This is a genomic window from Chelatococcus sp. KU-N122, assembly GCF_055391085.1.
Genome location: NZ_AP043981.1, coordinates 7,080,077 through 7,102,502, shown reverse-complemented (window position 1 = coordinate 7,102,502; position 22,426 = coordinate 7,080,077). Strand labels below are relative to the sequence as shown.

General features: G+C 64.3%; 19 protein-coding genes and 1 pseudogene. 17 read left to right on the top strand and 3 right to left on the bottom strand.

Annotated elements, in window-relative coordinates; genetic code table 11:
- The first annotated feature begins 411 nt into the window (after window positions 1–411).
- From ACZ5PO_RS32105 to ACZ5PO_RS32025, 17 genes are all read left to right on the top strand, one after another.
- Window positions 412–660 carry a hypothetical protein gene (locus ACZ5PO_RS32105; RefSeq protein WP_464186598.1) on the top strand — a complete coding sequence of 83 codons (249 nt, stop codon included), beginning with the start codon at window positions 412–414 and terminating at the stop codon, window positions 658–660.
- Between the two features lie 60 nt (window positions 661–720).
- On the top strand, window positions 721–852 hold the full coding sequence (locus ACZ5PO_RS32100) for a hypothetical protein (RefSeq protein WP_464186597.1): 132 nt from the start codon (window positions 721–723) through the stop codon (window positions 850–852).
- Window positions 849–1,124, top strand: a complete 276-nt coding sequence (locus ACZ5PO_RS32095) for a hypothetical protein (protein ID WP_464186596.1) — start codon at window positions 849–851, stop codon at window positions 1,122–1,124. Before ACZ5PO_RS32100 ends, ACZ5PO_RS32095 begins: the two co-directional genes overlap by 4 nt.
- Window positions 1,125–2,127: 1,003 nt before the next feature.
- Entirely contained in the window at window positions 2,128–2,982 is an 855-nt protein-coding gene (locus ACZ5PO_RS32090) for a hypothetical protein (protein ID WP_464186595.1), read from the top strand.
- A 158-nt stretch (window positions 2,983–3,140) separates the two neighbouring features.
- Complete coding sequence (locus ACZ5PO_RS32085; protein WP_464186593.1) at window positions 3,141–4,292, top strand: phage capsid family protein; 1,152 nt, start codon at window positions 3,141–3,143, stop codon at window positions 4,290–4,292.
- Between the two features lie 88 nt (window positions 4,293–4,380).
- The gene (locus ACZ5PO_RS32080) at window positions 4,381–4,776 is read left to right on the top strand and encodes a hypothetical protein (protein WP_464186592.1); all 396 of its coding nucleotides are present in this window, start codon (window positions 4,381–4,383) and stop codon (window positions 4,774–4,776) included.
- A 12-nt stretch (window positions 4,777–4,788) separates the two neighbouring features.
- Window positions 4,789–6,309: a hypothetical protein gene (locus tag ACZ5PO_RS32075; RefSeq protein ID WP_464186591.1), complete on the top strand. Its 1,521-nt coding sequence runs from the start codon at window positions 4,789–4,791 to the stop codon at window positions 6,307–6,309.
- Complete coding sequence (locus tag ACZ5PO_RS32070; RefSeq protein WP_464186589.1) at window positions 6,309–7,703, top strand: hypothetical protein; 1,395 nt, start codon at window positions 6,309–6,311, stop codon at window positions 7,701–7,703. The genes ACZ5PO_RS32075 and ACZ5PO_RS32070 overlap by 1 nt, the downstream gene beginning before the upstream one ends.
- Window positions 7,703–8,752, top strand: coding sequence for a hypothetical protein (locus ACZ5PO_RS32065; RefSeq protein WP_464186587.1), 1,050 nt, complete (start codon window positions 7,703–7,705; stop codon window positions 8,750–8,752). The genes ACZ5PO_RS32070 and ACZ5PO_RS32065 overlap by 1 nt, the downstream gene beginning before the upstream one ends.
- Before the next feature lie 369 nt (window positions 8,753–9,121).
- Window positions 9,122–9,934: a hypothetical protein gene (locus tag ACZ5PO_RS32060; protein ID WP_464186585.1), complete on the top strand. Its 813-nt coding sequence runs from the start codon at window positions 9,122–9,124 to the stop codon at window positions 9,932–9,934.
- Window positions 9,935–10,357: 423 nt separating this feature from the next.
- Window positions 10,358–11,263 carry a hypothetical protein gene (locus tag ACZ5PO_RS32055; RefSeq protein ID WP_464186584.1) on the top strand — a complete coding sequence of 302 codons (906 nt, stop codon included), beginning with the start codon at window positions 10,358–10,360 and terminating at the stop codon, window positions 11,261–11,263.
- Window positions 11,239–12,612 carry a hypothetical protein gene (locus tag ACZ5PO_RS32050; protein WP_464186583.1) on the top strand — a complete coding sequence of 458 codons (1,374 nt, stop codon included), beginning with the start codon at window positions 11,239–11,241 and terminating at the stop codon, window positions 12,610–12,612. Before ACZ5PO_RS32055 ends, ACZ5PO_RS32050 begins: the two co-directional genes overlap by 25 nt.
- Before the next feature lie 93 nt (window positions 12,613–12,705).
- Window positions 12,706–12,954 (top strand): hypothetical protein, encoded by a 249-nt coding sequence (locus ACZ5PO_RS32045; protein WP_464186582.1) that lies wholly within the window; start codon window positions 12,706–12,708, stop codon window positions 12,952–12,954.
- Between the two features lie 133 nt (window positions 12,955–13,087).
- Complete coding sequence (locus ACZ5PO_RS32040) at window positions 13,088–13,270, top strand: hypothetical protein (protein ID WP_464186581.1); 183 nt, start codon at window positions 13,088–13,090, stop codon at window positions 13,268–13,270.
- Window positions 13,271–13,478: 208 nt separating this feature from the next.
- Entirely contained in the window at window positions 13,479–13,835 is a 357-nt protein-coding gene (locus ACZ5PO_RS32035) for a hypothetical protein (protein WP_464186580.1), read from the top strand.
- Entirely contained in the window at window positions 13,835–16,087 is a 2,253-nt protein-coding gene (locus tag ACZ5PO_RS32030) for a hypothetical protein (protein WP_464186579.1), read from the top strand. Before ACZ5PO_RS32035 ends, ACZ5PO_RS32030 begins: the two co-directional genes overlap by 1 nt.
- Window position 16,088: 1 nt before the next feature.
- Window positions 16,089–16,937 carry a hypothetical protein gene (locus tag ACZ5PO_RS32025; protein WP_464186578.1) on the top strand — a complete coding sequence of 283 codons (849 nt, stop codon included), beginning with the start codon at window positions 16,089–16,091 and terminating at the stop codon, window positions 16,935–16,937.
- An 88-nt stretch (window positions 16,938–17,025) separates the two neighbouring features.
- On the opposite strand, the pseudogene ACZ5PO_RS32020 reads toward ACZ5PO_RS32025, so the two are convergent.
- From ACZ5PO_RS32020 to ACZ5PO_RS32010, 3 genes and pseudogenes are all read right to left on the bottom strand, one after another.
- Window positions 17,026–18,237: pseudogene (locus ACZ5PO_RS32020) on the bottom strand (IS5 family transposase); the annotation flags it as partial.
- 215 nt (window positions 18,238–18,452) lie between these two features.
- Window positions 18,453–20,360, bottom strand: a complete 1,908-nt coding sequence (locus ACZ5PO_RS32015) for an acyltransferase (RefSeq protein WP_464186576.1) — start codon at window positions 20,358–20,360, stop codon at window positions 18,453–18,455.
- Window positions 20,361–20,546: 186 nt separating this feature from the next.
- Window positions 20,547–22,328, bottom strand: coding sequence for an HAD-IIIC family phosphatase (locus ACZ5PO_RS32010; RefSeq protein ID WP_464186575.1), 1,782 nt, complete (start codon window positions 22,326–22,328; stop codon window positions 20,547–20,549).
- Window positions 22,329–22,426 lie beyond the last annotated feature (98 nt).

Sequence of the window (22,426 nt, the reverse complement as noted above, 5' to 3'; positions counted from 1 at the left end):
ATTCTTGCGGTTACATCCACGCCGACTGCGGACAGGTCTAAGGACGAAGTTCAGTTTGTTGTAAGGGGTGGAGCTGGCGCGGCACGTTATTTCGAAGAGGGTACGAAACTCTCGCCAAACGGCTATGGCTTCTCGGTGCAAACTGCTCCGGGCGTTCCCATAGATGAGCTGGCTCGAGGTGGGTACTTTCGTAACCCCCAAATTAGCGTGAGTACCGCACAGCGATTGCGAGCGCTTTCCGGCGTGTCAGTCAATTCCCCCACTCCTGGGAGAGGCGACTATCACGGGACTGTAAATGTTCCAAATCCTCCACCACAGGGGTTTTTCGATACTATCAGTCGTTCATTTGCTCCACGGCCGAATCCATTTCCTGTCAGTCGGTAGATAGATACCAATCACAAGGAGGCGATCATGCTTAGAATATTTACCGACTTTAACACTAGAACTCAGGATGATGAGTACGTCGTCTTAATTTATAAAGATAAAGATATAGCAGATATTGCTTCTGATCTCAATCTGGTTAAGGGGCAGCGTGTTATTCTTTATCAGGACGAAGATGATTTTGACGTGACGGCGACCTTGGATTTTCGGTACATCGAATACTTGCAACAGAGCTGCTGGGTTGCAATCCCGGATTGGGATACGCTTGTAAGAAAATAGCCAGGAGGCGAGGATCAGGATTGTCGACAGCCGATCCAACAAGATGTTGGTTTGGAGTACATGCGCCTTGCGATCGACGACGATCCGCTTTTGAGCCTTTGGATTCAGTTCAACGCGGCCGTGCCCCCGGGCGCGGCGGCGCGTGCAATCTTCGGCGATCCGTGGCACTCTTCACGTGAAGAAGCGCGTTGATCCGTTCCCATTGCGCAGGGCCCGCCATGCTTAGAATATTTACCGACTTTAACGCTATGACTCCGGATGATGAGTGTTGGATTTTAGTTTATCAAGGTAAAGATATAGAAGACATTGCTTCTGATCTCAATCTGGCTAAAGGGCAGCGTGTTATTCTTTATCAGGACGATGATTTTGACGTGACGGCGAATTTGGATTTTCGTTACGTCGAATTCTTGCAACGGAACTGCTGGGTTGCAATGCCGGATTGGGATACTATTGTATACAGATAGCCAGGAGGCGAGGACCAGGATTGTTGAGAGCCGATCCAACAAGATTTTGATTTGGAGTACATGCGCCTTGCCGTCAACGACGATCCGCTTTTGAGCCCTTGGATTCAGTTCAACGCGGCTGTGCCCCCGGGGCGCGGCGGCGCATGCAATTCTCGGCGAGCCATGGCACTCTTGGCGTGAAGAAGCGCGTTGATCCGTTCCTATTGGGCAGGGCCGCGCCATCGCACGGCACGTGGACGTGGACCAAGCGAGAGTTCGAAGGGGGCGCCGCCGCCGAGAAGAGGGCTGCATAAGAAAGACCACCGACGGACGGCGAGACCGCCTGTCGTCGTAGCCGCATAGCCTGTCAGCTTGGCGCGGCAGGTATCCCAGGGGGTGCCGCATGCGTCGCGCGAAGAAGCGATTGAAGGTGAGGCGGACGATGCCGTCCGTTCGTACGCCAGCGGAGCAACCGCGCAGGGACGACGAGGCGAGGAGGCTGCGGCACAAGCGGGCGCTGGCCCAGGAGATAAGACGCTCTGGAGGCACCCTTTCAGCCAAGAAAGCCCGCGAGATCAACGAACGATTTGGGTTTATGGCTTTCCGGGATCCGCCACTCAAGGATGACGAATAACGTCCGAGCAATGGCTCGTAGTTTCCGCTGGTGATCCCGCAACGGTATCGAGGGTGAGCCGGGGACCGTTCGCGGATCAACACGCGAGCGGCCGTCGGGACACAGCGCGGTCGACATCTGATCGTCGCGACTCTCTGATGGTCGCGACCCTTGGACGAGGAGGCCGCTATAAGCTTGCGTCCAAACATACGCGCCAAGTGTTGCTGTTCGTATCGGCGCGTCCGTCAACTCCAGTTCGAAGCCGCGAGATACAACCCAGCTCAACGCCGCTGCCCCAGCGTCTTGAACGGCGAGCAATAGCTTTCGTCCGCGCCACGACACGGCGCCACGCGCATCGCCCCGGCGAGACAGGGGCTCACGTCGCCGCACGACACGCGGAAAGGACCCAGCATGAGCATTGAAACCGCCGACGTCGGCATGACCGACGCCGACCTGATGGCGCATGCCATGGCCGACGATCCGGCCACACAGCTCGCCGACGCCACGATGCCCGACACGGGCGCCCCGCTGCGCGAGCCGGGTCAACCGATCGGAGAGCCGTCCGAACCCTTCGCCGCCGAGCCGCGCGAGCCGCCGCCGTATCGGTTCCGCGAGGTCTCGGAGGCCCGCCGCCAGGCGGAGGAGCGAGCCTATCACCTGGAGGTGCAGAACCGCGCCCTCATGGACATGATGCAGCGGCTCCAGCCGCCGGCCGACGCCTCGCAGCGCGATCCTCGAGCCCAGCCCGAGGCGGACGACCCGGTGACGGCCCTGCTGAACGACCCGGAGGCGTTCGTCGGCAGCAAGCTGGGCGGCGTCGTCGAGGCGCTGCTCGAGCAGCGCGAGTTCTACTCGCGCCGCGACGCCGAGCGTGAGCACGGCGGCGAGAAGGTCTCCCAGGCCTACACCGCCTTGCAGCAGATGATCGGCGCCGGCGCCATGGACGGGCCGGCGGTGATCTCCGCGCTCCGCCAATCCATGGATCCGTATACGGAGATCATGGACTGGTACGAGCAGCACCTGGAGCAAAGCAACCCGGACCTGGCCGAGCAGCGGGCCATGGAACGGCTGCTCGCCGACCCGGGCCGGCGCGAGCGCCTGATGGCGATGCTCGCCGGGTCGAACTCCGGGGCGGCGCCGGGCGGCGCCCGCTCGGTCGTCAAACTGCCGCCGTCGCTCAACCGCGCCACCGCCGCCTCGTCCGACCGGGCCGGCGGCGGCGACATGAGCGACGCGGCGCTCTTCGCCTACGCCACCCAGGGCTGACCGCATCACGGCCGGGTTCGCGCTGCGCTAAAGCGCTACAGATTCAAAATGTTATGAGCATTTCTCTGTCATTGGATGATCCCATCCAATGACGAAATGCTCTCGCAACGCCAGCCCGGCCCGGTGGCGGTTCCCACCACCATAGAGGATGAACAGACATGGCCGTCACTGCGGTTCAGGACAACAACAAGCTTATCCAGTATACCAAGCAGATCAATCGCGAATACGTGCGCGAGAACCTGTTCTCGCCCTACATGTCCGCGGACCTCAACGCCATCATCCGGCTGCGCATGGAGCTGAAGAACGGCGGCGAGCAGATGAACATTCCGTTCGTCACCCGCCTCAACGGCAAGGGCCGCGGCACCGGCACCCTCGTCGGCAACGAGGAGAAGATCGATAACTACGGCATGCGCGTCTGGCTCGACTGGGCCCGGCATGCGGTGGTGACCAACAAGGCCGAGAAGCACAAGGACTCGGCCGACATCTTCGGCGAGGCCCGCCCGCTGCTCAGCGACTGGGGCAAGGAGCTGCAGCGCGACGAGCTGATCGAGGCGCTGCTGGCCTTGCCGAACGAGGCCTCGCCCACCAACCTGGGCAGCGACGACGGCGACCGGGTGAACGGCCTGCGCTACGATCTGGCCACGACGACGCAGCGCAATGTCTGGAATGCCGCGAACAGCGACCGCGTGCTCTACGGCAACGCCGTCGGCAATTACAACGCCACGCATGCGACAGCGCTGGGCAACATCACCACATCCACCGGCAAGCTCGGATCAGCATCCCTCTCGCTGATGAAGCGCATCGCCAAGAACGCTTCGCCCAAGATCCGGCCGTACAAGCTGACCGACGGGCGTGAATACTTCGTGGCCTTCGCCGGCTCGTTCACCTTCCGCGATCTCAAGATCAACCTGGACAGCATCAACCGCGATGCCCGGCCGCGCGAGGGCAACGGCATGGAGAAGAACCCGCTCTTCCAGGACGGCGATCTGCTCTACGATGGCGTGATCGTGCGCGAGGTGCCGGAGATCGGGGTGATGGTCACGGACAAGTGGACCTCGCTGCTGACGGCGGGCGGCAGCTCGAGCCGTGTCGAGCCGGTGTTCTTCTGCGGCCAGCAGGCGGCGGTGTTCGCTTGGGGGCAGATGGCCAAGCCGACCTTCCGCAAGGAGGACGATTACGGCTTCATCGACGGCGTCGGCACCGAAATGGCCTACGGCGTGTCGAAGATGTTCAAGAAGCCGCAGGGCGGCAGCAACCTCGTTCAGTGGGGCGTGCTGACCGGCTTCTTCAGCGGCGCCGCCGACGCGTAAGCGCACATCGACCCGGCTGGGCGGCCGCCGGCCGCCCGCTTCCCTGTTCACGAACCCGCCTCTTCACAAACCTGAAAGGATCCTGGCCATGGCCGCAAGGACCGTGCCGGCGCGCGACGTCGGCTACAACGTCAAGCAGTTCCTGACCAAGCGCATCGGTTTCGCCGATGGCGCCTCGGGCAGCGTCACCGTCGGCGTGCTGCCGCCCAAGGCGCTGGTCACCGCCGTCACCGTGGCCGTGACCACGGCGTTCAACGCCGGCACGAGCAACACCGTGAACGTCGGCACCGCGGGTGCCGCGACGGCCTATGGCAGCGCGATCGCAACCGGCACCGCCGGCCTGATCGCGGCCGGCGGCATGGCGACGTCGACGGCGCTGTACTCGCCCGGCGAGGTGACGGTGACGGCGACGCACGCCCAGACCGGCACGGCGGCGACCGCCGGCGCCGGCATCGTCTGCGTCGAATACGTCGTCGTCCCCTAAGGGCTCGGCACGATGTCCTTCACCCTCGCGGACGCCACGACCGTAGCTCTGCGCGAGCTGCGCAAGCTCGGTATCGCGGAGATGCCGACGGCTGCGGATGCAGCCGCCGCCGGCGTGCGCGCGGCGGCCCTCTTCAATGAGCTGAACGCCCGCCGCATCTGGACGGTGGTGGACGGCAATGCGATCCCTGACCAGTATTACGAACCGTTCATTGTGGTGCTTGCCGAGCACCTCAGACCAGGGTTCACGAACGATAGCCAGCCGGCCGATATCCAGCGCCGGCAGGACGCGGAAGGCCGCCTCGCCTCCATACACCGACTGCTCCGGGGCTCTGTCTATACGGCCGTCGTCAAGGAGGTCCTGGAGCGGCTGGAGAGCATCGGCCTCTCCACGGAGGCGATCGACAACGTCGCGGTCACGGATGCCATTCAGAGCGCACTCGACGATCTGGCGCAGCGCCGCATCATCGTGATCGGCGATGAGGGCGATATCCCCACGTGGGCCGTCCCCCATATCGTCACGCTGACCGCCGCGCGTGTCCAGCCGAAGGCCTATGATCAGACGGCCAAGGACAACGCCGAGCGGCAGTTGGCATCAGGTGCCAGGCTCGATCGTACGTCGACGGGCTTGGCGCAAGCCGTTCTCGAGCGGCTGGACGCTCTCGGCGCAACCACAGCCGCGATCGACTTGACGGCTGTCGTCGGCGCCATCCAGGGCGTGCTGGACGACCTGGCGGCGCGCCGTGTCGTCGTGATCGCCAACGAGGCGGCGGTGACCAGCGCGCAGACGCCGGCTCTGGTGACGCTCATCGCCGCGCGCGTGCTTCCCCGGGCCGTCGATTCGACCGCAGTGCAGGCCGCCGAGCAATCGCTCGCAGAGCTCGCCCGGCTCGATCGCGCCGCATCGACTGCGCTCGTGCGGGCGGTGCTCGAGCGGCTCGACGCGCTCGGCGCCACGACTTCCGCCATCGATGCGACGGCCGTCGCGGGCGCGGTGCAATCGCTGCTGGATGATCTGGCGGCCCGGCGCGTGATCAGCATCGCCGATGAGGCCTCGATCACCCAGGCGCAGTTGCCGAGCATCGTCACGCTGCTGGCGGCGCGGGTGCAGCCGAAGGCCGTTCCGCCCGACGCCGCTGCGGCTGCGCAACAGGCCCTGGCGGATATCGCCAGGCTCGACCGCACGGCGTCGACGGCGCTGGTGCGCAGTATCCTTGGGCGGTTGCGGCTGAGCTATCCCCAGGCCGGCACCGTCGCTGACGCGCAATTCGTCGCCGACGAGCTGCCGGGCATCCTGGCCGACCTGAATGCCCGGGTGAACGTCTACATCCCTGATGTGGACAGCGTCGAGGCCGGCATGGTGGCCGAGCTGACGCGGTTCGCGGCGGCCTCGATCGCCGGTGATCGAGACGGGATGGCGGCGAGCGAGCGAGCCTTCAAGGTGATCATCGGCACGCGGCCCTCGTTCCTCACGCTGGCCGATCCCGACGGCACCTGGCCGCACCTGGGCGGCCACTTTCCGGACTACCGCTGATGGTTGCGCTGCCCATTCCCCGCTCGTCGACGCCCGGCAGCCGCGCCGGCGAGGGCGAAGGCCGGCTCGTCAATTGCTACAGCGTGCGCGAGGGCGACCGCGACTATGTGCGCCGCTGCCCGGGGCTCGCCAATGTCTTCACGACACCCGGCAGCGGCTTCCGCGGCATGATCGAGGCGAACTTCGCCTTCTACTTCGTGTTCGCCGACATGGTCGTCTACGTCAGCTACCCCGGGCCGACGGTGACGGTGCTGGCGGGCGCGATCCCGGGCAGCGATCCGGTGACGTTGGCGATCAACAACCGCACCACCGCGGGCGTGCCGACGCCGGATGTCGTCGCGGTGCGGCGCAACGGCGGTGCCTACGTGCTCACCCCCACCGCGGTCGGCGCCTATCCCGACGCGGACCTGCCGGCGAACGTCAATTCCGTGGCCTTCCTGGACGGCTACTTCCTGTTCACCGTGCCGGACGGCCGCATCTTCGCCAGCGAGCTGAACTCGACCGACATCAGCGCGCTGTCGTTTGCGACGGCGGAATCCCGCCCCGACGGCCTGCTGCGCGGCATCGTCTCGGGCGCGCTGTTCTATGCCATGGGCGGCTCGACCATCGAGCCGTGGCAGAACGTCGGCACGAGCCCGTTCCCGTTGCAGCGGGCGCAGACCATCTTGCCAACCGGTGTGCGCGGCACCATGGCCGCCGCCGGCGATGGCGCGGGCTGGGACCACGGGCTCTTCTTCGTCGCCTCCGACGGCAGCGTGCGGGCGCTCGACGGCTACACCGACGCGGTGATCTCCACGCCGGACGTGGAACGGTTCATCGCCGCCTCGGCGCCGAGCGAGCTCGACATGATGGTGCACATCGCGCGCGGCCGGCCGTTCGTGACGGTGTCGAGCTCCGTCGGCAGCTGGTCGTATGATGTCCGTGGCCAGGCCTGGCACGAGCGGCTGAGCGCCGGCCTGACGCGGTGGCGTGCCGGCGGCTCGATGTTCACGGCGTCGGGCGCCTGGCTCTTCGGCGATCGGCTGAGCGGCAACCTGCTGACGCCATCCTCCGACTTCCTCGAGGTCGGCGCCGGCGTGCTGTGGATGGTGGAGAGCGGGGCGCTCAGGCAGTTCCCGGCGGGCACTACGAGCCCGGACCTGTTCGTCGATGTGTCCGAAGTCGATGGCGCCTTCCTCGGCATTTCCTGGAGCATCAACGGCGGCAAGACATGGTCGACGCCGGCCGCGCAATCGATGGCAGAGAGCGACCTCTATCCGGTGCGCGTCAACGGGTTGGGGCAGACCACGCACCACGGCCTGCGGGCGCGCTTCACGTGCACGGATAACGTCGACTTCTCGTTCATGGGCGCATCGGTGCCCGACCCGCAGATCCGAGCGCAGGCAGCAACCTGATGGCCGACCTGACCCCGTACATCGACCCGGCCGCCTCGCCGGTGGTGATGCCCGTGAGCGTGGCCCGGGTGGACCCGGCGACGGGCAAGCCGACGCAGGCGCTGCTGAACTGGGAGCAGGCGCTCCGCAGCTACACGATCAAGACCGTCGTCGACCTTCAGACGAAGATTACGGACGTCAGCTCGGAGAGCGGAGACAGCGCGGCGAAGGTGACCGAGCTGATCAAGGCCGTAACCGGCGTGGACGGCGCCTATTCCGCTTACCTTCTGGATCTGCGCTCGGACACCAACGACAACACGGCGACGGCCAGCACCATCATCGAGTCGATCACGACGCCTGGAGGCGCCTATTCGGGGCGGATCGACAACATCGCCGCGACGGCCAACGGCGGCACAGCCAACGGCGAGGTCTATTTCGTCGCCGCGGCGACGCCGGCGGGCTGGACCTCAGCCTATTCGATCCGGCTCAACGTGCCGGGCTACACCGTCGGCATGACGATGCTGGCCGACACGGCGAGCGGCACGTCGGCCATCGCCTTCGAGGCCAACCGCTTCATGCTGACGGACCCGTCGTACAACGGCGGCGACCCCGGCAACGTGTTCGCCTACACCTCCGGCGCCTTCCAGTTCAACGTGCCGGTGCGGGTGCTGAACCAGGACATCGGCGCCAACGCGGTTACGAATTCAGACAGCAACACGGGCGCGCCGGCGGTCATCAATATTGATCTGCGCGCCAATTCGCGAGTGGCCATCTGGGGCACCTATGATGGCGATCCGCTGCCACGCGCTTCGGTGAGCCTGTTCAACGTGCGGCTCCGCGAGGTGACCTCAGGCACGACGCTGAAGGTCATTCCCATGGTGGTGAGCCCGAATGGAACGGGCACCAGCACGCAGACCACCTACAACGCCACGCCGATCATCACGCAGTACGTGGCCCCGACAGCCGGCACCTACCAGTTCGTGTGCGAGGCCGTGGTGAGCGCCGGCGTCGACCCCGGCATCTCCAAGACGTGCTCGATCATCGTCATCGAGCTCGCGGACAACGCGTAAGGCATTTGCATGGCTCGAATTTTCGGTAGCTCGTCGGCGCGCAACGCCGCCATCGCCAATGCGCAGACGGCGACAATCCAACATGATCGGATTCTGCTCTAGATCACGGCAGCCGATAGCGATCGATGATCTGTCGCGGCATGTCAAAGTATATTTGAAGTAAACGAGCGCGTCCGCATTTTCCGGATCGTCGTCTCGCAATGCCGGCGTCGTCAAATTCCTAGAGCGTCGAACCCGAAAGTGGGGGGGCGGCTCTCTGGCCGATACTCACTGTACAACTACGCTACAGTTATCTTCACATACCTTTTCAGAACTCGGAAATACTTGAATTCGATCGGGCCACTGATGTGGACATATTCGAGGTAGATCATGGCATCTCCATTCTCGGGCTCCGGTAGCCGCAAGGCCGCCGTCTGGGGCGCGCAACAGGCTGTGCAGAATGCGCAGCTGATCCAGAATCTGCTCGGCGATGCAAAGGCCTCCGCGCTCGATACCGTCGCGAGCGCGCAGCCGCAGACCATCGCGGCGCTCGATCAAGGCTACGCTGCGGGCCGCAACGCCTATCAGGGCGCGATCGACCGCTACCAGCCCTGGACCGACGCCGGCACCCGGGCGCTCGGCCTCTACGGCGACAGCCTGGGGCTCAACGGCGCCGGCGGCAATGCCAACGCCGTCTCGGCGTTCCAGGCCTCGCCGGGCTACCGCTACCAGGTGGACCAGGCCACCGACGCCGTGGCGCGCAAGAACAGCGCCCTGGGCATCCTGGGCTCCGGCAACACCCAGCAGGCTATCGGCGACCGCGCCCAACAATTGGCCAACCAGGACTACGGCAGCTGGCAGAGCCAGCTGAACGGCCTGTCCAACGCCGGGTATCAGGCCGCCGGCGCCCAGGCCGGCCTGCAGAAGGGCATCGGCGATCTCGACGTCGGGCGCGGTCGCGACGTCGCCGGCATCTATTCGACGGACGCGGAGCGCCGCGTCAACACCATCAACAACTACGCCAAGCTCGGCGCCGACAACCTGTCGAGCATGGGCCAGACCATCCAGGGACTCGGCACCAAGGCTTTGACCGCAGGCGACGACGCCGCCGCCAACCGCCTCAACTTCGGGCTGAACAGTGCGGGCACGCTGATCAACGCGCTGAAGCTGATCCCCGGTGTCGGCAACCCGGGAGGCAAATGAGCCATGACGGTCTACGATTTCGCGCCGGCGTTCCAAACCCTGAACAAGGGGATCGATTCCCTGGCCACGGCCCTCGAGGAGAGGCGGAAGGCGCAGGCGCGCCCCGCAGCTGCGGCGGTGACGGCCGCGGCGCCCAGGCCCCAGCCGTCTGTGCCGCCTATGGCCGCGTCCGGAACAGGGGCGGCTGCCCCAGGCCCGACGACGCCGTCGTGGCCGCCGGTGACGCCGCGATCGCCGCCGACTCAGGCGACCCCATCCGAGATGGCGGGCCCCCAAGCGCCGGCTCCGCAAGTGGGCTCACCCCGCGCGGTCCCGCGCCAAGATGCGCCGCTCCCCGGGCGCCCAGAGACGCGCGGCCCCGCGGCCGTGCCCCAGGCCGCGCCGGGCGCGCGCGCCGACAGCGCGCCCCCTTACGCTGCCGCCATGCGGAGTATCGAGAGCGGCGGCAATTACGGCGCCGTCGGCCCGACCCACCCACGCTACGGGCGGGCGCTGGGCGCCTACCAGGTGATGGAGGCCAACATCGGCCCCTGGACCCGGGAGGTGCTGGGCCGGCAGCTGACGCCGGAGCAGTTCCTCGCGTCGCCGGAGGCGCAGGACGCGGTGTTCGAGGCCAAGTTCGGGCAGTCGCTGGCGAGGTACGGCAACCCCTATGATGCGGCCTCCATCTGGTTCACGGGCCGACCTGTGGCGCGGGCCGCCAACGCGCGGGATGCGCTCGGCACGACCACCCCAGTCTACCTCCGCCGATTCGGTGCGGCTCTCGCGCGTGCGAGGCGAAGCCCGGTTGCCGCGACGCGGCCGGCGACGCCGCAGGCTCCTCCGCCGCGCCCCGGCGCCGCGGACATCCTCGGGCAGGTGCTCGCCGCCAATCCCTCCATGCCCCCAGCGCTGCGGCAGAACGTGGAGACCTATCTTCAGCAGTTGCAAGATGCGGAAGGCCAGGCGCGGGATGTGGAACGGCTGCAGCGCCAGCTCCCGACCTATGCGGTCGCGCAGCCGCCGGGCCGGCCGATGCAACTCTCCGCGCCCTACGATGATATTCTACCGAACCCCGCTGCTGGGCCGCTCTTCAGCCGTTACATGCCCTTCGCGCCTGACGTTCGGCCTGACGCGTACGAGCTACGGGGCATCGCGCCTGCCGCGCCCTCTCCGGTGAACCCAGGATCGCCCGCGGCTCCGCCGCCGGAGGTGCAGGGCGACGCCGAAGCTCCCCCCATTCCAGGCGCACAGCGCGCCCCCGACGGCCGCTTCTACGTCCTGGATCCATCCCGCCCCGGCAAATACCTGATGGTGCAAGAGCCATGGCCTTCCGCACGCCCTATCTGATCGAGCGCGGCCCGGCCAACCCGGACTTCAGCTACGAGCTCCCCCCGGACGTCCTGCCCGGCGACACCGGCGGTCCGCGTTATCGCGACACCAATGCGCGGACCCGGATGCCGCGATACATGACCGCCGATCGGCAGTACACCGGCGCCATCGACCCGAGGGACCGGCAGTGGCTCGCGGCGCCGCTGGCGCCACCCGTTGCAAGCGACGCCTGGGGCCTCGAACCGGCGCAGCGGGCGGATGTTGCGAGGGGCCACCGCGTCTCGGATCCCTGGGGCATCGAGGCTGCTCGGCACGCAGACGCCACCGCGGGAGACCGTATCATCGGCGCCTGGGACACCGAGACCGCCCGGCAGAGGGAGGCCCAGTGGGCCGCTGAGAGCCGCCTTGCGGACCCCTGGCGCCTCGAGGCCGCCCGCCAGGCGGACGTGGCGCGCCGCCACGTCGCCGATGCCTGGCGCACTGAAGCCGCACGGCGGGCCGCGCTCGTCCCCGTCGATCATGATCCGTTCGAGCCCGTGGATCCCACTGATCGCCGTTGGCTCTCGGTGCCTCGCGATCGGCCGCCGAAGCCGGCGGGTTGGCCGTTGCTGCCGAAGGAGCAGCCGCTCGGCGCGTGGGGCGTGGCGGAGGATCTCGTGCGGTCGGCCGGGGCCGGAGTGCAGAGCGGTCTCGCCGCCCTTCCCGGGTTTCCTGGCGATGCGATCCTCGCCGGTCGCGGCGCCTGGGACTATGGTCAGTCCTGGCTACAAGGGCGCCCGCTGGAGGAGGTTCAGGCCGAACACGAAAAGATCATTTCGACGGCGTGGGCGAAGCGAAATAACTCCGAGGCGTGGGACGAATACCTGCCGCTTCATTATACGCCCAAGACGGCAGCTGGAGACTACGTCAGGCGAGCCACCGAATTTGGCACTGGCGCTGCCATAGGAGGCGCTGGCGGCGCAGCGGGCAAGGCCATCTGGGCGGGCGGGCGGGAGCTGATGAGACAGGGCGGCCGCGGGCTGATGAAACAGGGCGGCCGCAAAGCGTTGCAGCAGGCCGGACGGGCCGGACAGGCCGCGTTGGCCGAGACGCCGCGCCAGGCGTTCTGGCTCGGCGTCATGCCCGGTGTGGCGAGCGAAGCGGCCGGCCAGCTCACCGCCGGAACTCCATGGGAGCCGTACGCTCGCGCCGGCGCTGCGGCCGGCACCGGTCGCTTCGCGGGCGCGAGTCCCCTTGGGGTCGTCTCGTTGGCGAAGAAGGGCTGGGGCGGTGCGGCAGACGACGAGGAGGATCGCGTCCCGCGATGGAGGTCTATCGTCGTGCAGGGTCGCCCGCGGCCGGGCCTCGACGTGGGCTTCGAGCCTTAGCCGAGCGGCCTCTGGAGCGGGCGCCTCCCTGCGGCGGGTCTGGCGGACAAGATCGCGGCTCGACGTTCCTTGTCCGACTGGCTCGGGAGAGCCATGATCGACAGCCCTTGGCTGGTCTTTCACGGCGCCATCCACGGCGAGGCGATCAGCACCGAGATCGGCGGGCCGCCGCGCACGCCCGAGCAGATGCTCGGGCTCGTCGACCGCAAACCCGGCGGCGCGCGCGAGGCACCGGCCCGCATCCGCCGCATCGAGCCGGACGGCCCGGTGCAGACCTGCCACTACTTCGTCGAGACGGCGCTGGAGGAGTTGGCGCTGCCCTCTACGGCATCGTGGTGGTGAGCTTGCCCGCCGGCGAGATCGCCGTGGCTCACGCCAGGGTTATGCGCTGGCCAGCCTGTTCCCGACCAGCGACCACGATTTCGCCTCCCGCTTCAACCGGGAGCGGCGACGCATCGCCGATGCCGAAGCCCTTGTGCTCGCCCGTCGCCAGGTAACTCTCGCGGCCTATGCCAAGCGGGCCATCAAGGGCGAGAGCGACGCGCGAGACCTGGGGATAAAGCCCGTCGGCGAGGAGATCCTCAGGGTGCGCAACGGCCGGCCGCAGGCCCGGCTGAAAGCGCGCCTCGACGAGATGATCGCGGCCCTGGAGCGCTGAGCGCAGGCTCACGGGCGCCGGCGGCCACCGCGCCGGTCGGATGGAACTAACTGCCAGCTCGCGCGGCCGGCATCCCGCCTGCAAGGCCAAACGGCGGATGCCGGACAGCGAGCCTGCGGCCCAGCTTCGGATCAACCAAAGGCGCGCGCCGTGACGGGAGCAGGCCAATGGAACGCCACCAGCTACGCATACTACACTGGAGACAGCCATGAGTGCAGCGCCATTCGGCGCCGATTTCGCCTTCAGCGTCGGCGCCACCGTGCAATTCACCGGCGACTTCGCCCAGGCCGACGGCTCGGCGTGGCCGGCCGGCGACTACGACCACGAATGGGCCGTCTGGGACGCCAACGGCTGCAAGATCTACACGGGCACGCTCGACAACGGCGGCATCATCATCTCGCCAACGGCACCGCCGCCCGAAGACAACTGGATCACCTTCAACATGGGCGATCAGCAGCCCTGCGCCGGCACCTACACGCACGCCTACCGGATGCAGCACCGGGCGACCGGCGAATACGTCGTGTCGCTCGATGGCGTTATCACGATTTCGGGGAACACCTTCTGATGGCCATCACCTCGAGGGCGCCTGCATCCTTCAAAGTGCGGGCTCAGGTAGGCTTGCGCGGGCCTCGCGGGCCGATCGGCGACGTCACGCCCGAAGCACAGGCGGCGGCATCCAAGGCGCAGCAGTGGGCGACGCAGACCAACGCCGAGGTTGAGCCGGGCCAAGGCTACGGCGCTTTGAAATATGCCGATGACGCAGCCCTTGACGCCGACAGCGCCAGAACCGAGCGGCTGGCCGCCGAGGCCGCGCGTGATGCTGCCCTGGCCGGCGGCGAGACCTATCCTAACGTCGCCACCGGCCGGGCGGCTGTGGCGGACGGCGAATACTTCAAGGTCATCGGCTCCGGCGACGTATCGTTCTACCTCTACCGGCGCCTCAGCTCTTCGACCGAGACGCTGATCCTGACGCAGCCGTCGAGCCAGGCCATCAACAAAATCGACCAGAAGGTCAACCTGATCGGCGCTAACTTTCTCTACGCCGATCCGCCCGAGGCGCTGGTGATCGGCGGGTTCGCCGATGCCGCCAACAAGGTGCTGGCCTACATTTTCGCGGACGCCACCTTGGCGTGGCTCCGCGGCATGCGCATCGATCCGAACTTTGACCCGGATCTTGGCTTCGGCGCGCTCGTCCAGTTCAGCAATGGCGGCATCGTCATCGGCGTCGGCAAGGACGGGAAAATCCGGGCCAGGCTCGATCGCGACAGCGCGCAGCGCGCGATGAACATCATCTCCTATACGACCGATCAGGCCCGTGCGCTCCTGCCGGACAATGCCTGGGGCTCGACCGACCTCAGCGGCTTCATGGACATCAGCCCGACGCTTACACGCGGGCAGGTCTACTATCGTGGCCGCACCGTCAATGTTCTGATCAATCGGCTGTATCGCAGCGCCGCGATCGACGAAAGTTGCTTGTTCCTCGAATATGCGCCGAGCGACGGTCAGTCTCTGAACCAAGGCGTAACAGACGGGGTGCAGCTACCGAGCCTCCCGGCCCCGGTCGCCCACCACAATGCCTTCTGCTTCAACACCGGCACTTTGGGATCGTTCGCACTCCCGGGCGACGGATCGTTGCAGGGCGATGAGCTCGACCCGAACTCGATCACGAGCTTCATCCCTTGCCGCGAGCAGATGACCCTGCGCGGCTTGTCTGAAACCATGGGCACGGCCTTCACGGGATCGCTATTCGAACGGGAGGTAGCGGCCGGCGCTCCCCGCGGTGTCCGCTTCTACATCGCTCACGGCAAGGGCGGCCAGTACATCGCGCAGCTGAGCAAAGGAACGGGATGGTGGGACAATGCCCTGATCTACGCCAACAAGTTCAAGGCCATCGCCACTGCCCAGTACCCGAAGGCGGTCGTGCATCGCTCGCTGCATTGGGAGCATGGACAGGCTGATCGCGGCCTCGTGGCCGCGGGAACCCAGACGCGCGCGGGCTATCGAGACGCTCTGCGCCAGCTGCGCGCTGACTACGACATCGACATTCGTGTGGGCGTTTTCAACGGCTCGCGGCCCATCCTGCTCACGATCGGCCAGTTGACGGCGAATGGCAAGATCAGCGGCGATGGCGACAATCTCGGCGCCTCCGATATCTCCCTCGCTCAGCTCGACCTTGTTGAGGAAGACGAGGCAGCAGGACAGACGACGGCAGCGACGCAGCAGGTCTCCATCACGACCGCGGACTACATGCTTAAGGGAGACGGAACCGGCTACCTTCCAGGCGGCGGCCCGCACCTCTTCCCGAAGGCCTACGATACCAAGGCCGAGTACAAGGCCAAGGTGCACGATTGGGTGTTCCGCCAAGGCAAGTGGTGGACCGGCCTGCGCCCATCTGGCGCGCCGACGCTCGCCAGCAACGTGGTCACGCAGCCGTTCCGCGTTCCAGTGGCTCCAATCGTGCTGGATACGACATGGTTGCCGGAGTTCACCGCCTTCAGCGGACGCATGGGGTTCGTCGTGCGCGACAAGGCCACCGGCACCCCGATCGCCATCACCAGCGTCACCATCGCCGACGACGGGACAGGGAGCACACCAGGATCGACCAAGGACATCGGCAAGGTCGACATCACGCTCGCGTCCACGCCGACCGGCCCGATCACCCTTGAGTACGCTTACATCGGCAACACCAACATGACGGGGCAGTTCAGGGCGAGTGCCTGGGGAAACCTGCGCGACAGCGACAACGACCCGTCCAGGTACGTGGCCGGCGTCACGCTCTGGAATTGGTCCGTGATCTTCAAAAAGGAAGTCGTCTAAAATGGTCTCGTTCCTCACTATGTCCGGCGTCAGCACGGACAACACGCTACCGGTGCTCGCCAACTATGATCAGAGCATCGGCGAGGATCCTCGCCTGATAGGCTGGTGGAATTTCGAGCTCGAGCGCACCAGCGTCATCAATGGGCAAGCGAGCGCGGTCATTCAGCGTGCGCCTGTCGGCGTTGCCAATCGACGGCTCGTTCAGGCGACGGCGGCTAAGCAGCCGCAGTACGTCTCGGCGCATGCGAGCTTTAACAGCCGGCCGGCGCTCTATTTCGACCAGCTGGCTTCGGTCGACACGCTCGTGTGCGAGTCCAGCATCATCCCGGTCGATCCGAGCAACGCCCTGCCAGGCGGCATCGGTGGCGTCCCTGTCGCGACCGCCGAGTGGACGAAGGTCATCATCGGGATGGCCAATCTCCAGAGCAACACGGCCTGGATGGCGGGCAGCAACCCGCAGGCAGCGGGCACGCACCAGATGACCGCCGGCATCGCTTCCGGCACGCCAAACCTTGGCATCCGCGTGGGGAGTTCGGGGGCGCAGGCCTCAACTGGCACGCCGTTCCCGGCCGATACGCCGTTCATCGACGTTGCCTGCTGGGAAGGCGACACGGGCACCGTCGCACTCAGCATCAACGGAGGCACTTGGGCCACCGCCACGAACGCCAACGCGGTCTGCATGGAGCCGACATTCGGGCTGATCTTCCCCGGCGGAAGCGGCACGGCGGTCAAGCTGACGGCGGTCGATGTCTTCATCTTCAACGTGTCGCTGCGTCGGGCGCAGCATGCCGACGTGCTCGGCCTGGTCAAGCAGTACGCCCGGGACACGTCTAAGCTGACGGTTATTTAATCGTCCGTGAAGAATCCTGATCAGGGGATCTGAGTGAGGGCGTTGCGCGTGTTGGCTCGGTCAGCGGTTGCTAGCATGAGAGCGCAAAGGCATCGCCGAGGGATCCGGCGAGGCGGTTACGCGTCATGAGGTGCTCGTTCTTGAGATGGCCGATGACGGGCTCGACGGCGACGCGGCGCCCGAGCTGGCGTTTGATGGCTTGGGGGACCCGCCGCTTCTGGCCCTGGATATAGACCTTGAAGCGGCAAGGTTCGGGGGCATTGTGGCCCTTGTAGCCGCGATCGACGAGGATGCGCTGGATCGGCGCGCCGGTGCTCGCCTCGATCGCTGGAATGACGGTGGCGAGCGTGCGGTCGTCGTAAGGGGCTCCCGGCATGGCCTTCACATGGGCGACTAACTGACCGCCCTTGCAGCGCAGGAGCGGTGTCGCCACCGAGACCTTGACGCCGAACTCGTAGGGCTTGTGGGCCTTGCCCCTGTCTCGCGCGCATGCAGCGAGTAGATCTTCTTGCCCCGCTGGCGCCGGTTCTGGGCGTGGACCTGACGGGCGAGCGACAGCGGCAGGGCGAAGGCGTCCGGCCAGCTCCGGCTCGCTGCGGATCTGCCGGCCGATGTCGCGGATGACACGGCCGAGCATGGTGCGGATCGCCTTGAGCGCCCGGTTGGCCCGGTTGAATTGCTTGGCGGGGCGTAGCGCTGCCGGGCGATCAGGGCATGCTTGCCGGCCCGCGCGTAGCTTTGGCGCAGATCGACGCCGACCTTCTTGGCCAGGCGCACCGGCCGCTCGCGCGCCCGGTGCATCGGCCGGGCATCGGTCGGGAAGCTGATCGCCTTCTCCTGCACGGTGGTGTCGATGATGACGCGAGAGAAGTCGGCCGGCTTGGCCGCGCCGGTCTTGACGGCGACCGCCAAGCTCTCCTGGACGAGCGCGGTCAATCGTTCCTCGCCCATGCGTTGGCGCCAGCGCGTCAGCGACGAGCGATCGAAGGTCCGCTCATGACGCAAGAACGCCTCGCCGCAGAAGAACTGGAAATAGGGGTTCTCGACCCAACGCTCGCCCAGCGCCTCGTCCGACAGATTGTGCATGTGCTTGAGGATGGCGAGCCCCTGCCATCAGCCGAGTCGACAGCGGCGGCCGACCGGGGCGTCGGTGTAGACCGTGCCCAAGCTGCGCTCCAGGAAGCCCCCAATCGATCGTCCACGCCAGCCTCACCAGAGCATGATGCAGCGCGACGATCTGGTCCAGCCGCGCCCGGAACAGATCGTTTTGACCATCTTCGGCAGTCTCTCTCGGCCGCATCCAAGCCTCCCCATCGCCCCTTCGACGGCGATAGAATCACGACAACGCGGCAAGCGCGAATTGCAAGAAAGCTGCGGGTCGTCAACACTCCAAAACCGGCAAACTTCATCACCTGCCGGCGCCGCTTCCGACTATTTTGCCGGCGACGCACTCCCTACGGATTAGCATAAAGAGCTCGCTACCCAAGCGGCATTGCGAATTGCTGGCGCAGGACGCTATACGCGCGGTGTCTCGTCGTCTTGGTATAATGGCCGGCGAAAAACGGCCAAGTAATTCCGAAGCGGCTCTTCGGGCCTCACGATGGATGGCGTCTCATCGCTGTCGCAAATATTGCCCCACGCACGGGGGCGACCGGCCCCCGGCGCACCGCCGCCAAATGCATAGTCAAGCGCCGCGTGCCGTTCCGGAACGCGATCTAAACAAATTTCGATGTGCTGCGGGCCGACTACGGCGACGCTCTCGATCTTTTCGCCGCCCACGCGGAATCCCAAGTTCCTAGCTCTCGCTAGCTTCGATAGCTCGGGTGCAATCGGAGGCTCTGGCACGTAAAGTTCAAGTTGTATCGTTCGGCCGATCAAGGTCAAGGACTTCGGACGCAAGCCAGTCCAGGTATGCTTGTCAACGAATAGCGCTTTCCACGCTTTCGCTTGATACTCGCCTAATAGCGCAGTCGCCTTTGGCCGGAGGTGAACGGTGTCCACCAAGCCAAATACATCTCCGGAAAATATATACTTTGGTGTGCTGAGAAAAAAGTGTGCATCATTCTCAATCAAATCTAGTTGCGCAAGCGCAATCTCGGAAGCGTCGTATCTATAACTCGCTGCGAGCTGATCTATCAACAGTGCGACCGGCCGCGCCGATCCAAGCGCACGCTGTATAACCGCCTCGTAGGCCCACCGAAGGCTGCGAAGCGCTTCAGCGTACTCTAGGCGCCCCGTATTGTTACGATCAGCCTCGCCTTGCGTCCATAGAACTGCTGGAATACTGATGTCCTGCGATCTCTCCTTAGCTATCTGTACCGCGGCCTCAACCTCCCTCTCAAAGTTGGCGAAGGGCGGGTTGCCTTGCGATAGTCGCGCTATAGGGCGGCCACCCTTGGCGTGAGTTCTATATAGAGCATTATCCCATGTGTTACCGGCACGCTCGAGCTCGGCAATCAGCCAAGCCATGAGGGCAGTCCCCGGCGTTTCTCCGTTGAACGCCGAATAGCGTTCGTAGGCTGGCTCTATGCTAGACAGCGCCGATTGACTCACAGCTTCGTCTCCCGCGCCACGTGTTCCGCTCACAAACATCAGCCCTCGATTTGTTGGCGGCGACTTCGAATAGATTCGATCTTCCACGGGAAGCCCTTTCGCGCCTGCTCCCGCTGCCAACGATTGACCGCCATGAGGGATAAAGTGGAGTGTGGTGCGCCGAAATTTCTCGGGAACGCTGCGAAACGTCTCTCCGCGGCTCCAAGCGATGTTACTCCGCACTTTGCGTGCCGGAGCTCCTGCATAAATGCTTCGCCCGTGAAGGCGGCCAGAAGCGATAGAATTCTGACCGACAACAGATCCTCCGCCGATTACGCAGCCCTTAGACACGCGAGCCGAATTGCCAAGCCAAACATGCTCATGGATAACGACCGAATCGGGCTTGTTAATTCGCTCTCCAGTTGAGAGATCGAAGATGCCATGCCCATCTGAGGTTCGAATCATAACTTTATCGGCAAACATGCATTCATTTCCAACTAAAACATGAACGTCGTTGCCAGTACAGAAGAGCATGCCGCCGCGCCATGCGAGCTTCTTTCCAAGTACAACTGTGCAGTTGCTATATCTAATACCTAAACGAGCATTTCTAATGGTTGAATCATCGCCGATTATAACGAGACCTGAGTTACCGTCGATTCCGATCTGCGCCTTCTGAAGGAAAACATTCCTGCCAACGACGACAACATTTCCCGTACCTTTGATCGAGATGTGCCCAGGCTCTACGTTCGCTCCTTCTCCGACCAACAGCAGGTTATCGCCGGGAATCTCAACAGCGCTATGGGGAACATCTGGCAGCTCTGCAGCTACGCCGCGCTCGGCGATCAACGACCGAGCCCGGTCAAGCATCCCTAGAACATCTGGAACTGTCATAAACTGCCTCAAAGTTTGCAAGATAATCGGCGTAGCCGAGCGGTAAGCGAATTCATTGGTGCTTTGTCAGTCGTCCCAGAGCGTGGCCGCTAGCCAACGGCCACGTCCGGCCCCGTTGACGACAGCTAGAGCCCATGTTTGGGCCGCCAATTATTTCGGCGGGGTCGTCGACGGCGCTGCATGCCGTCACTCCGCGGCAGCTCTCGGCAGCGCCGAAGGAAGCCCGAGTCCGCGCGCTAATTCGAGGAGATTTTTGAACAGTGCGTGGTAAACGGACCTGTCTAGATGATCGCCGGCCGGCCGAGGCAAGCCTAATTCAAACAGCGATTCAATCTCAACAATAGTTACATTTGGAAAGTCCCTGCAAATCTCCTTGGTCCATTTGTTGTTATGAATCATGCTGTTTCGCGGAGTCGGTTCGCCGGCATTGTTGCGCCCAGACTCGTTGCCGAGGATCACAAACATATGCCCATCTGCTGGGACAGATTCGAATATTTTGCGCCGCACGGCTTTGAAGCGCTCACCGCGTAGGGGGCCCCTAAACTCGAACTCGGCCCGGAGGTGCTGAACGGCTCGCTCGATGGCTTCTACGCGGTCCTGCGATAGACGAAGGGGCGCGACAAGAGTTGCTAGCTTGTCGGCGTCGATGGTTGCGAAATTTGCCGGAATGCCGGGAACGTTGAAGGGAACTTCGATTCCTGTTTCCCTATGGCGGTACACACTTAGCTTCGCATCGCCCCAACCGCTGAAGACCCAGATTGTACCAGGAGGGGCATCTTTGAACATGGCCGTTTTGAAATCCTCGGGTTCGAAGCCAATTGGCTCGACGGCCTTCTGTTGAGCATGCGATGCGCCGCGGAGGGCGTGATAAAAGAGCAACGAGTGATCCAGTCTGACGGACATGCCATTGCGGGCGAACATTAACTCGGAGAGATGCTCGTTCGCGTGAAGCCTGAAGTAGTGGGCAACACTGTCGAGATCACAGCCGCCCCGTAGGCGAACTGAGGGCAGCTTTGTCTGTGGGCCATCAGCGACTCTCCCGGCGTCATTGGCATCCTGAGCTGTGATCCAATCGACGCCGTGTTCGACGGAGAGATCGGTAAGTACTTCGCCGACGACGTTCAGCTCAGGTCGACCTAGCCAGTCATAAACCCAGGATTCGACGTACATGCCAAGCGTGCGGCACGAAAAGCAAAAATGTTCGAGCTTGTTCCGCCTCACTAGGAAGAAGCCGATGAAACCGTAGTCGCCGTAGTTGTCGATGACGCGTATCAGGCCGGCGCGAATGTTGAATTGGTCGAGCTCTGCCACGATGGCGGCTTTAGCTGCCTCGGCATCTTCGGGTAGCCGCCTCTTGGTGTAGTTGAGCTGATTGGTTCGATTGATCAGTTCGATGACACGGTCTAGGTGATTGTGCACGTCGAATTCGAATATGACGCGAATGTTGCTATTCTTTAGAAATTCCCTGTTGTCTCCCGAGGAATTTTTCTGGTCGAGCCACCGTTGCTCCAGGAGCTTGTATTGCTTCAACCGGGTCTGTGCGCGATCGTCTTTTCCCTTGAAGAGTGGGCTGGCAAGTATCTTAGATGGAAAGGTTTCGTCGGCTGTCTGAATACCCGGAACGAGAGCTTCAACCTCTCCGCGATTGCCGGGATTGTCATCGATGAACATGACCGTGGGCGCCCGGAGTTGCGCGGCCTCAACGATTTCGCGCACGCGGTGAGATTTTGGTGTCCAGTCGATGCTGGGGAATATAAAGTAATCCCAAATGCCTTTTTCGACAAGGATAGCCTTTACAGTCTCAAAATCGTTCTTGGAGCAGATGGAGCTCATGATACCGCGTGCTGCGAGCTCCTTGACTATGTCATGATTTTCTTGGATATACTCAAGAATTCCGCCTTCTGTTAGGGTGCCGCGCCAGAAGGTCTCATCCAGATCCCAGATAATCAAACGAACGGCTTCCTGCATGGCGTCGTCTCTCTCTAGCGTCGATCGTGCGACCGTCGGCAGACAATGCCTTCTCGGCTGCCCTTGACGGATCGGATGGCGGTCGTATTCTTACAACG

Coding starts and splice junctions, on each gene's coding strand:
- ACZ5PO_RS32085 (WP_464186593.1), top strand. CDS start 3,141: ATGGCCGTCACTGCGGTTCAGGACAACAACAAGCTTATCCAGTATACC.
- ACZ5PO_RS32060 (WP_464186585.1), top strand. CDS start 9,122: ATGGCATCTCCATTCTCGGGCTCCGGTAGCCGCAAGGCCGCCGTCTGG.
- ACZ5PO_RS32090 (WP_464186595.1), top strand. CDS start 2,128: ATGAGCATTGAAACCGCCGACGTCGGCATGACCGACGCCGACCTGATG.
- ACZ5PO_RS32065 (WP_464186587.1), top strand. CDS start 7,703: ATGGCCGACCTGACCCCGTACATCGACCCGGCCGCCTCGCCGGTGGTG.
- ACZ5PO_RS32010 (WP_464186575.1), bottom strand. CDS start 22,328: ATGCAGGAAGCCGTTCGTTTGATTATCTGGGATCTGGATGAGACCTTC.
- ACZ5PO_RS32015 (WP_464186576.1), bottom strand. CDS start 20,360: ATGACAGTTCCAGATGTTCTAGGGATGCTTGACCGGGCTCGGTCGTTG.
- ACZ5PO_RS32075 (WP_464186591.1), top strand. CDS start 4,789: ATGTCCTTCACCCTCGCGGACGCCACGACCGTAGCTCTGCGCGAGCTG.
- ACZ5PO_RS32055 (WP_464186584.1), top strand. CDS start 10,358: ATGCGGAGTATCGAGAGCGGCGGCAATTACGGCGCCGTCGGCCCGACC.
- ACZ5PO_RS32030 (WP_464186579.1), top strand. CDS start 13,835: ATGGCCATCACCTCGAGGGCGCCTGCATCCTTCAAAGTGCGGGCTCAG.
- ACZ5PO_RS32100 (WP_464186597.1), top strand. CDS start 721: ATGCGCCTTGCGATCGACGACGATCCGCTTTTGAGCCTTTGGATTCAG.
- ACZ5PO_RS32035 (WP_464186580.1), top strand. CDS start 13,479: ATGAGTGCAGCGCCATTCGGCGCCGATTTCGCCTTCAGCGTCGGCGCC.
- ACZ5PO_RS32105 (WP_464186598.1), top strand. CDS start 412: ATGCTTAGAATATTTACCGACTTTAACACTAGAACTCAGGATGATGAG.
- ACZ5PO_RS32025 (WP_464186578.1), top strand. CDS start 16,089: ATGGTCTCGTTCCTCACTATGTCCGGCGTCAGCACGGACAACACGCTA.
- ACZ5PO_RS32050 (WP_464186583.1), top strand. CDS start 11,239: ATGGCCTTCCGCACGCCCTATCTGATCGAGCGCGGCCCGGCCAACCCG.
- ACZ5PO_RS32080 (WP_464186592.1), top strand. CDS start 4,381: ATGGCCGCAAGGACCGTGCCGGCGCGCGACGTCGGCTACAACGTCAAG.
- ACZ5PO_RS32070 (WP_464186589.1), top strand. CDS start 6,309: ATGGTTGCGCTGCCCATTCCCCGCTCGTCGACGCCCGGCAGCCGCGCC.
- ACZ5PO_RS32045 (WP_464186582.1), top strand. CDS start 12,706: ATGATCGACAGCCCTTGGCTGGTCTTTCACGGCGCCATCCACGGCGAG.